Origin of the sequence: Acinetobacter johnsonii CIP 64.6 (assembly GCF_000368045.1) — a bacterium.
GTDB classification, from domain to species: Bacteria; Pseudomonadota; Gammaproteobacteria; order Pseudomonadales; family Moraxellaceae; genus Acinetobacter; species Acinetobacter johnsonii.
The window spans coordinates 1,077,977-1,088,563 of sequence record NZ_KB849235.1; the positions used below are offsets into that span (position 1 = coordinate 1,077,977).

8 protein-coding genes, 2 rRNA genes and 1 pseudogene are annotated in these 10,587 nt (G+C 42.9%); 2 read left to right on the forward strand and 9 right to left on the reverse strand.

Going from position 1 to position 10,587, the window contains the following annotated elements:
• Positions 1–101 precede the first annotated feature (101 nt).
• Entirely contained in the window at positions 102–446 is a 345-nt protein-coding gene (locus F986_RS10985; RefSeq protein WP_004695014.1) for a nuclear transport factor 2 family protein, read from the forward strand.
• 73 nt (positions 447–519) lie between these two features.
• Here the strand turns inward: F986_RS10985 and hisG are convergent, their stop codons facing one another.
• The 5 genes from hisG to F986_RS11010 form a co-directional block, all read right to left on the reverse strand.
• Positions 520–1,221 carry an ATP phosphoribosyltransferase gene (gene hisG, locus F986_RS10990; protein WP_004695017.1) on the reverse strand — a complete coding sequence of 234 codons (702 nt, stop codon included), beginning with the start codon at positions 1,219–1,221 and terminating at the stop codon, positions 520–522.
• Positions 1,218–2,477 (reverse strand): UDP-N-acetylglucosamine 1-carboxyvinyltransferase, encoded by a 1,260-nt coding sequence (gene murA / locus F986_RS10995; RefSeq protein ID WP_004695018.1) that lies wholly within the window; start codon positions 2,475–2,477, stop codon positions 1,218–1,220. Before murA ends, hisG begins: the two co-directional genes overlap by 4 nt.
• A 6-nt stretch (positions 2,478–2,483) precedes the next feature.
• Positions 2,484–2,735 carry a BolA family iron metabolism protein IbaG gene (gene ibaG, locus F986_RS11000; RefSeq protein WP_004695019.1) on the reverse strand — a complete coding sequence of 84 codons (252 nt, stop codon included), beginning with the start codon at positions 2,733–2,735 and terminating at the stop codon, positions 2,484–2,486.
• Positions 2,736–2,871: 136 nt separating this feature from the next.
• Positions 2,872–3,204, reverse strand: a complete 333-nt coding sequence (gene hpf / locus F986_RS11005; protein WP_004695021.1) for a ribosome hibernation-promoting factor, HPF/YfiA family — start codon at positions 3,202–3,204, stop codon at positions 2,872–2,874.
• Positions 3,205–3,375: 171 nt separating this feature from the next.
• Positions 3,376–4,830, reverse strand: coding sequence for an RNA polymerase factor sigma-54 (locus F986_RS11010; protein ID WP_004695022.1), 1,455 nt, complete (start codon positions 4,828–4,830; stop codon positions 3,376–3,378).
• A 325-nt stretch (positions 4,831–5,155) separates the two neighbouring features.
• Here F986_RS11010 and F986_RS11015 point away from each other — a divergent pair.
• A pseudogene (locus F986_RS11015) lies at positions 5,156–5,711 on the forward strand (DJ-1/PfpI family protein).
• 59 nt (positions 5,712–5,770) lie between these two features.
• On the opposite strand, the gene F986_RS11020 reads toward F986_RS11015, so the two are convergent.
• From F986_RS11020 to F986_RS11035, 4 genes are all read right to left on the reverse strand, one after another.
• A complete protein-coding gene (locus F986_RS11020) occupies positions 5,771–6,082 on the reverse strand; it encodes an ankyrin repeat domain-containing protein (protein WP_004695027.1) in 312 nt (103 codons plus the stop codon).
• 81 nt (positions 6,083–6,163) lie between these two features.
• Positions 6,164–7,096: an IS5-like element ISAha2 family transposase gene (locus tag F986_RS11025; protein WP_001040037.1), complete on the reverse strand. Its 933-nt coding sequence runs from the start codon at positions 7,094–7,096 to the stop codon at positions 6,164–6,166.
• A gap of 245 nt (positions 7,097–7,341) precedes the next feature.
• Positions 7,342–7,456, reverse strand: a 5S ribosomal RNA gene (gene rrf / locus F986_RS11030).
• 218 nt (positions 7,457–7,674) lie between these two features.
• Positions 7,675–10,568: ribosomal RNA gene (locus F986_RS11035) — 23S ribosomal RNA — on the reverse strand.
• Positions 10,569–10,587 lie beyond the last annotated feature (19 nt).

Sequence of the window (10,587 nt, forward strand, 5' to 3'; positions counted from 1 at the left end):
GAGTGTAATGAAAAATTACTTTTAACTTCATCGGGAAATGAATGTGATTATGATTTTTAAACTAGAATTATTAAACATGACTAAAAAACAGGCAAAACGAGATGACCCTCACGGACATAGCCACCTACTTTTCAACGGGGCAATTTAGCCGAATCCAACAGCATTTTTCAGAAACCATTACATGGAAAATTGTGGGCGAACAACAGCTTTCAGGTTTTGATCAAGTGCTGAAGCATTGCCAGTCTATCGAGCATTATTTTACGACGGTCGCGCATGAGTTCCATATTCAAGCAATTCATCAAACGGGTCATCATGTGATTGTTCAAGGTGCAGCGCAATTTCATAACACCCAGCAGACATCCCGAATTTCTGCTTGTGATGTCTATACGTTTAATACTTTAAATCAACTGGTTCAGGTTCAATCCTATTGTATTTCAATCCAATAGAAAAATTAAAAATGAGCAGGTACAAAAAAACCGCCATCATCGATAGCGGTTTCTTTAAACAAAAAAGATCAACTTATTGGTTTTTTAACGCTTCACGTTCAGCAACTGCTGTTTCTAACTGTGCAAGAATTGGGTTTAACAAGGCTTGCTTACGTTTGAAACTTGCCTTATTCACGATTAAACGCGAAGACACTTTACAAATTTCTTCCAAAGGTTCTAAACCATTGGCACGTAAAGTATTCCCAGTATCGACCACGTCAACAATGTAATCACCCAAACCCACCAACGGTGCAAGTTCCATTGAACCATACAACTTAATCACATCGACTTGCTCACCTAAGCTTGCATAGTACTGACGGGTTAAGTTTACGTATTTAGTGGCAATTTTTAAACGCCCTTTGGGACGCTCCATGCCAACTTTGCCCGCGGTCATCAGTTTACATACTGCGATTTTTAGATCGAGCGGTTCATAAACGTTTTGCGCGCCATGTTCCATAAGCACGTCTTTGCCCGCAACACCAATATCAGCCGCACCATTTTCCACATAGGTGGGTACGTCAGAAGCACGTAAAATTAAAATACGGACTTGTTTATGGGTGGTTGGGAAAATTAACTTACGTGATTTATCGGGATCTTCCAGTAAGTTAATTCCAGCCGTTTCAAGTAAAGGCAGGGTTTCTTTTAAAATACGACCTTTACTCAATGCCAATGTTAAACCATGATCAAAATTGCCCATTACGTCAAAATTTGGATCATCGTTTCTCATATCGCTCATGAACTTACTCGCTTAATTTGGGCGCCTATACCTTGTAATTTCGCTTCGACATCTTCGTAACCGCGGTCAATATGATAGATACGATCAATCAGCGTCTCACCATCCGCAGCAAGTGCAGCTAACACTAGAGAGAAAGAAGCACGTAAATCTGTTGCCATCACAGGTGCTGCAGAAAGTTTCTCTACACCCGTCACGACAGCATCATTACCTTCGACCTGAATATTGGCACCCATACGTGACAATTCAGGTACATGCATAAAACGGTTTTCAAAAATCGTTTCAGAAATGGTGGCAAAACCACGACCAATGGCATTGACCGCCATAATCTGTGCTTGCATATCGGTTGGGAAATCTGGATGTGGAAGCGTTTGGAAACTCACTGCTTTCGGGCGTTTACCCATCATATCCAGTTCGATCCAATCATCGCCACGGGTCACTTCCGCGCCCATTTCTTCAAACTTTTCTAAGACCGATTCCATCAAAGTTGGATCAGTATGTGTAGTTTTTACACGACCACCGGTAATGGCCGCAGCAGCCAAATACGAACCCGTTTCAATACGGTCAGCAACTACAGCGTATTCACAGCCATGTAGTTTTTCAACACCTGTTACCACTAAGGTATCTGTGTCTAAACCTTCAATTTTTGCACCCATCGCGATCAACATTTTCGCAAGGTCCGTAATTTCAGGTTCACGTGCCGCATTACGAATCGTAGTCACGCCTTCTGCCAATGCCGCAGCCATTAAGATATTTTCGGTACCACCCACGGTCACCATATCAAAAACGACTTCACCACCTTTCAGACGGCCGTCAACTTTAGCGTGTACATAACCCGCTTCAACTTCAATCTCTGCACCTAAAGCTTCTAAAGCTTTTAAGTGTTGATCGACTGGGCGCGAGCCAATCGCACAGCCCCCCGGCAAAGACACTTTTGCACTACCATAGCGCGCCACCAATGGGCCCAGCACTAAAATAGATGCACGCATGGTTTTCACCAACTCATACGGTGCAAACTGATTGTCCAGTGTTGAGGTATCCGCAGTAACCGTGTCGCCTTCGTAGGTCATGGTAATGCCTAGACCACCAATCAACTGCACCAAAGTATTGACATCTTTTAAATGCGGCACGTTGGTAAGCTTGGTTGGGGTTTCAGGCAAAATCATTGCTGCAAGCAACGGCAAGGCAGCATTTTTAGCACCCGAAATACGAACTTCGCCTTCGAGCTTAGTGCCACCTTGAATTAAAAATTTATCCATCTAATTTTAAGCTCCGAATAAGCTTGCTTTACGCCATTCTTCTTTAGTCATTGCACGAATAGTCACCGCATGCACTTCGCCACTTGCGATATAAGAATTTAATGGTGCATAAACAGCTTGCTGACGTGCAACAGGACGTTTGCCTTCGAATTGGTCATCGACAATACGTAAGTCAAACTTTCCGCCTTGCCCACTAACTGCAACTTCAGCTTCAGGAAAAGCAGCTTTTAAAATTTCAGTGAGCTGTTCACTATTCATCACAAAGACCTCTTATAGGACCAACGGTGTAAAAACCTGCCATTTTACTATAAATCTGAAAAATAAATCATAAACCCGCACACTTTATATATAAAAAAAGAGGTTTTAAAAAACCTCTTTTTGCATAAAAATCAAACTAAATGGCGATCGGTTGGTAAACTTGCTGCATTTTACGGTGCTTATCAAGCTGTCTTTTTAGTTTTTCTGATAATTTTTTAATCGACGTATACATATCATCTGCTGAAGCCTGAGCAAAAAATTCAATGCCCGGTAAACGGATAATTGCTTCTGCAATATGATTGCTACTGCCTTTTTTAGTATGCTTATCGACCTGATGATCCTTGGTTAATTTCACCTGCATACTGTTCACCTGATCAATATGCTTGGTCATTTCTGCAAATTTGCAGCGAATGGTATCTTCAATAGCTGGGGTAATGCTCAAATGATGTCCACGAATTGTTATTTGCATATATCTATCCCTCACCTTCATTAGGATTAATGAGGAAAAGCCAAGACGATTTAATGACTGCAAAATAACCAGCGCGCATAGAAACATCAAATCATTTTAGCGATTCCTTAAAGAAAAAAGAGGTTCATTATGTTGTCATAATGAACCTCTAGAATAGTCAGATTTTAAATTTTAGATCAAGACTTTTCGTTCAGAAGATGACGGAATATGTAACGATTCGCGATACTTTGCCACTGTCCGACGCGCTACATCAATTCCATCGTCCTTTAACAGATTGGCAATTGCGTTATCAGACAAAGGCTTACGTGCATTCTCTTCAGCAATCAATTTTTTAATCTTGGCGCGAATTGCTGTTGAAGATGCTTCACCGCCTGACGTTGTACCGACATGGCTTGAAAAGAAATATTTCAACTCGAACAAGCCACGTGGCGTCAGCATATATTTGTTGGTGGTTACCCGAGAAACGGTCGATTCGTGTAATTCTACCTCTTCGGCAATATCTCGAAGTACCAAAGGCTTCATCCCTTCAGCACCAATTTCTAAAAATGCACGTTGATGTTCAATGATACAAGTCGCCACTTTCAGTAAAGTTTTATGCCGTTCATCAACACTTTTAATAAAATTTTTTGCATCCAACATTTGATTACGTAAGTACTGATTATCGTCACTTTGATCAGCACGCTTAATCATATTGGCATAAAACGAATTCACACGAAGTTTCGGCATCACATCAGGATTTAAAGCCACTTGCCATTGTTCATTTTTCTTCATTACCACGACATCAGGAATTTGATAATCTGAGTCTTTATTTTCAAACTCAAGCCCTGGATGCGCTTTTAGGGTTTTCAATAAATCAACCGCACACTTGAGCTGCTCTTGATTTAAACCCGTTTGTTTAATCAGTTTCGCCAGTTCATTGCTGATCAATAGTTCATAGTTTTTCAGCAGATTCATTGCATCATTTCGACAAGCAGTCTGCATCGGCAAGGCTTCCAACTGCACCATTAAGCACTCTGCAAGATTTCGCGCCCCAACTCCAAGTGGGTCTAAACGCTGAATATGCTTGAGCACCACAACCACTTCGTCATCTTCGACTTCGTCGTCATAGTCCATGCTGGTTAAAAGATGTTGAACTGAAGTCGTTATTTCTGAAATATCACTGTCTAAAAAACCTTTATCGTCCAACGAGTCAATAATGCAATAAGCAATCAACATATCTACTTGCGAAAAATGCAACAGATTGATTTGCTCCAACATATGCTCTTTTAAGCCCAAATGACCTTGGCGATTATCTTCTCGCTCTTCAAATTCTGCCGCGCCCAAACTGGTTGGTTGATGCGTATAGACATCATCCCAGTCGGTATCGACGGGTAAATCATCGGGTAAATGGTCGGCGTTGAGTTCGTTGGTCAAATCTTTCTTATCCTGTTCTTGCTCTTGCACACTGGATAAGCTTTCGATAGATGACTGTTCTTCTACTTTTTCTAGGAGCGGGTTGCTGTCGAGTTGAATCTGAATTTCCTGTTCAAGTTCAAGGCTCGACAATTGAAGCAACCGAATAGCTTGTTGTAATTGGGGGGTTAGCGACAAAGAGTTCGAAACTTTCAATCCAACCGATAACTTCATAAAACCCTACTCGTCAATACAACTATTTTTAAAGCACGCTTTATAAGCAATTTTTGTGCCGTTTTATTTTTTATAGCATAGAAAATTCAAAAAACCTACATTTTTTGAGCAGATTGTTTTTCATTTCCTATCCAATTTCGAACTTTATGAATGTCTTAATGCATATCAATTATTGAAAAGGATCATTAATACCTTCACACAGTCCAGAATTACACGAAACACTGCATCGGCTACTTTCACTTACTTACAAGAGTCCGTTAAATCAAAACATCTGTATCATTCTGCTTTGTTAGGCTAAAGCATAGACATTTTTTAGGTGATTTACATGACCCAAAAAGTATTGTTCATAACCTCAAATGTAGGCGTAGAGCATGATGAGCTAATTCAGCCTCTCCATTTTCTACAGTCCAAAGGCATAGAATGTATTCTATGCTGCGATTGAAGCTCGCGATGTTCGAACTGTTAAAATAGACTCAGAATCGGCAGCAAGCTATCCTCCAGATGTCGATTTGGATCATGTTCATTATGACGACTACGATTTGCTGATTATCCCCGGCGGTGCAGTTAATGCCGATCTATTACGCCACCATCCCAAAGCGCTCGAAATTATCCAAAGTTTTAGCAACCAAGCCAAACCGATAGCTGTGATTTGTCATGCGCCTTTAGTTTTGATTAATGCTGAACGGATTCAAGCTGAGCAACTGACTTCGCATAAAAATATACGACTCGATCTGGAAAATGCAGGTGCTATATGGGTCGATGAAGCCGTTCACACATGTAATGCAGGTGGTTGGACACTCATCAGTTCACGTAGTTCAGAGGATCTTCCCCCTTTTAATCAAGCAATATTGAAAGAACTTGAATCCAATTCGTCCATTTAAGATGCAATAAAATAAAAAGAGCCTGATATTGAGCAGGCTCTTTTATTCATTTTTAAAAGTTACAGACTTTTTAAGTATTCAATAATTTCTACTTGTTCTGCCATTTCAGCCAGTTGAAGCGCAGTATATTCACCTTTGTAGTGGACATTTGCACCTTTTTCAACCAGTAGTTTCACTACATCTAGATAGCCATTTTCAGCCGCCGCTTGGAGGGCGCTATAACCTTCATCATCAGTAGAGTTCACATCTACACCATTGGCGAGACTTTTTTCCACTTCAGCAAGTTCACCTAAAGATGCCCAATACACCAGTTCAGGTAAGTGCAGTTCATCATCGTTTTCAGGAATTGGGGAGAATGAGTTGAGTTTCATAGCAAATATCTCATAATAAATTAAGATGGGCTTTGTTGCACAAAGATTTAAAAGATAACACTCTGCTCATTTGAACAGAATTCAAGTGACAACTTGGGTATGAGGACGACCTAATTCTGTAAATTTGTTCAATACGGCTATGCGTGCATGAATCTCATTCACCTGACTAGAAAAACTCCTTGCTGTTAATTTATCACCTAATAGTTTGATGCAATGCATCTTGGTTTCAACTAAACTTCGACGATGATAACCAGACCATTTTTTCCAAAGCGTTCTTCCTAAACGTTTAACTGTTTTCAGTAACTCATTCCGCTCTAAAGATCTCAATTTCTGATCTTTCCATGGTTTTGCATTTTTTCTTGGCGGAATGAGCGCATGTGCATCTCGATCTAGAATGACTTGTCTGCAGTGCTTCGTGTCATAAGCACCATCGGTATAGACCGAATCAATTCGTTCATCTAAGGGAATTTGAGCAAGTAAATCACCGAGTACTTGCGAATCGCTCACATTATTTGTAGTAAGCTGTACTGCACGTATTTGCAAGGTTTCAGCATCGATGCCAATATGAAGCTTACGCCATTGGCGACGATATTCAGGTCCATGTTTCTTACGTTTCCACTCACCTTCACCTAGAAACTTTAAGCCAGTTGAGTCGACGAGTAGATGTAGCCCATCACTACTTTTTTGATAGCTAATCGCAATATCAATATGTTTTTGTCTTCGACAAAGCGTACTGTAATCTGGTGCGGTCCAATTTAATCCACAAAGTTTAATCAGACTTTGAACAAAACCTGTGACCATGCGTAAAGAGAGTCTAAATAAAGATTTGATCATTAAACAGCATTGAATAGCCGTATCGGAGTAAGTTTGATTTCGACCTTGCTTGTTTTGTGGTTGTGCATACCACTGAGTGTTTGGATCAAACCAAATGGAAATGTTGCCCCGATTAATGAGAGCGCGATTATAGGAAGACCAGTTGGTTGTACGATAAGTTTTAGGAGTAGGTTTATTCATTTTGAAATTATAGGACTGAATAAACCTTATAGGCTAGGTTTGTGCAACAAAGCCATTAAAAATAGGAATAAAAAATATAAATTTTAATTTAAATAATAATTATGACTATTTAGAGCATTTTATTTAATTAAGATAAACGCCAAAGTACGTAAGATTCCTACCCTCATCTTTCATTATTATCCTTTTAACATTCCTTGCATAAAAAAATCCCCCTAACCGTTAAGTTAGGGGGATTTGAATGAATGAGCTGGCGATGACTTACTCTCACATGGATAACTCCACACTACCATCAGCGCTAAGAGGTTTCACTTCTGAGTTCGGGAAGGGATCAGGTGGTTCACTCTTGCTATTGTCGCCAGCACAACTGTTATGGACTTGTTCGGGTCTTATTTCAACTGTACTTACAGTCTATGCCTTACTTCGTTCCAAATAGAATACATTAACAGGTATATCTGAGTTTCTTGCGATAATCTAAAGCAGTGCTTTATCTTATCTCATTGCGCATTGTACTTAGCTTTATAACTAAATCAAGTTGTTTGCAGTGATTTGAACCACAACACCAACTGTTTGGGTGTTGTATAGTCAAGCCTCACGAGCAATTAGTATTGGTCAGCTTCACATATCACTATGCTTCCACATCCAACCTATCAACGTCGTAGTCTTCAACGGCTCTTTAGAGGACATAAAGTCCTAGGGAAATCTTATCTTGAGGTAGGCTTCCCGCTTAGATGCTTTCAGCGGTTATCCCTTCCGAACATAGCTACCCGGCGATGCGACTGGCGTCACAACCGGTACACCAGAGGTTCGTCCACTCTGGTCCTCTCGTACTAGGAGCAGATCCTCTCAAATTTCCAACGCCCACGGTAGATAGGGACCGAACTGTCTCACGACGTTCTAAACCCAGCTCGCGTACCTCTTTAAATGGCGAACAGCCATACCCTTGGGACCTGCTTCAGCCCCAGGATGAGATGAGCCGACATCGAGGTGCCAAACACCGCCGTCGATATGAACTCTTGGGCGGTATCAGCCTGTTATCCCCAGAGTACCTTTTATCCGTTGAGCGATGGCCCTTCCATACAGAACCACCGGATCACTAAGACCTACTTTCGTACCTGCTCGACTTGTGGGTCTCGCAGTTAAGCGCGCTTTTGCCTTTATACTCTACGCGTGATTTCCGACCACGCTGAGCGCACCTTCGTACTCCTCCGTTACTCTTTAGGAGGAGACCGCCCCAGTCAAACTACCCACCAGACATGGTCCTCGTCCCGGATAACGGGACAGAGTTAGAACCTCAATATTACCAGGGTGGTATTTCAAGATTGGCTCCACCGAAACTAGCGTCTCGGCTTCAAAGCCTCCCACCTATCCTACACAAGTAAGATCAAAGTTCAATGTCAAGCTGCAGTAAAGGTTCACGGGGTCTTTCCGTCTAGCCGCGGGTACACCGCATCTTCACGGCGAATTCGATTTCACTGAGTCTCTGCTGGAGACAGCGCCCCCATCATTATGCCATTCGTGCAGGTCGGAACTTACCCGACAAGGAATTTCGCTACCTTAGGACCGTTATAGTTACGGCCGCCGTTTACTGGGGCTTCGATCAAGAGCTTCGCTTACGCTAACCCCATCAATTAACCTTCCAGCACCGGGCAGGCATCACACCCTATACGTCCACTTTCGTGTTTGCAGAGTGCTATGTTTTTAATAAACAGTTGCAGGGGCCTGGTTTCTGTGGCTGCCAATAGCTCAAGGAGTAAATCCTATCACCGTCGGCAGCGTACCTTCTCCCGAAGTTACGGTACCATTTTGCCTAGTTCCTTCAGCAGAGTTCTCTCAAGCGCTTTGGTCTACTCGACCTGACCACCTGTGTCGGTTTCGGGTACGATTCCTATGTAACTGAAGCTTAGAGACTTTTCCTGGAAGCATGGTATCAGCCACTTCACTGTACAAGTACAGCTTGCTATCAGTTCTCAGCATAGAGTACCCCGGATTTGCCTAAGATACATGCCTACAACCTTCCACCTGGACAACCAACGCCAGGCTGACTTAACCTTCTCCGTCCTCTCATCGCATTACATAGAAGTATTGGAATATTAACCAATTTCCCATCGACTACGCCTCTCGGCCTCGCCTTAGGGGTCGACTCACCCAGCCCCGATTAACGTTGGACTGGAACCCTTGGTCTTTCAGCGTGCGAGTTTTTCACTCGCATTGTCGTTACTCACGTCAGCATTCGCACTTCTGATACCTCCAGCATACTTCTCAATACACCTTCATCGGCTTACAGAACGCTCCCCTACCACTTGCAATAAATTGCAAATCCGCAGCTTCGGCATATAGTTTTAGCCCCGTTACATCTTCCGCGCAGGCCGACTCGACTAGTGAGCTATTACGCTTTCTTTAAAGGGTGGCTGCTTCTAAGCCAACCTCCTAGCTGTCTATGCCTTCCCACATCGTTTCCCACTTAACTATAATTTTGGGGCCTTAGCTGGCGGTCTGGATTGTTTTCCTCTTGACTACGGACGTTAGCACCCGCAGTCTGTCTCCCGGATAGTACTCATTGGTATTCGGAGTTTGCATCGGTTTGGTAAGTCGGGATGACCCCCTAGCCGAAACAGTGCTCTACCCCCAATGGTATTCGTCCGAGGCGCTACCTAAATAGCTTTCGGGGAGAACCAGCTATCACCGAGTTTGATTAGCCTTTCACCCCTATCCACAAGTCATCCCCTGGCTTTTCAACGACAGTGGGTTCGGTCCTCCAGTTAGTGTTACCCAACCTTCAACCTGCTCATGGATAGATCACCCGGTTTCGGGTCTACACCCAGCAACTAAACGCCCTATTAAGACTCGATTTCTCTACGGCTCCCCTATGCGGTTAACCTTGCTACTGAATGTAAGTCGCTGACCCATTATACAAAAGGTACGCAGTCACCGAACAAGTCGGCTCCCACTGCTTGTATGCATGCGGTTTCAGGATCTATTTCACTCCCCTCACAGGGGTTCTTTTCGCCTTTCCCTCACGGTACTGGTTCACTATCGGTCAGTCAGGAGTATTTAGCCTTGGAGGATGGTCCCCCCATATTCAGACAAGGTTTCACGTGCCCCGCCCTACTCGACATCATCATATAAGCCCTTTCGTGTACAGGACTATCACCCACTATGGTTGCACTTCCCAGAGCATTCCACTAGAACTTATATGACTTAATGGGCTTTTCCCCGTTCGCTCGCCGCTACTGAGGGAATCTCAATTGATTTCTTTTCCTAAGGGTACTGAGATGTTTCACTTCCCCTCGTTCGCCTCGTATGACTATGTATTCATCATACGATACCTGCCTTATGACAGGTGGGTTTCCCCATTCAGAAATCTCCGGATCACAGGATATTTGCCGCCTCCCCGGAGCTTATCGCAGGCTATTACGTCTTTCATCGCCTCTGACTGCCAAGGCATCCACCACATGCACTTAATTACTTGACTATACAACCCCAAACAGTCG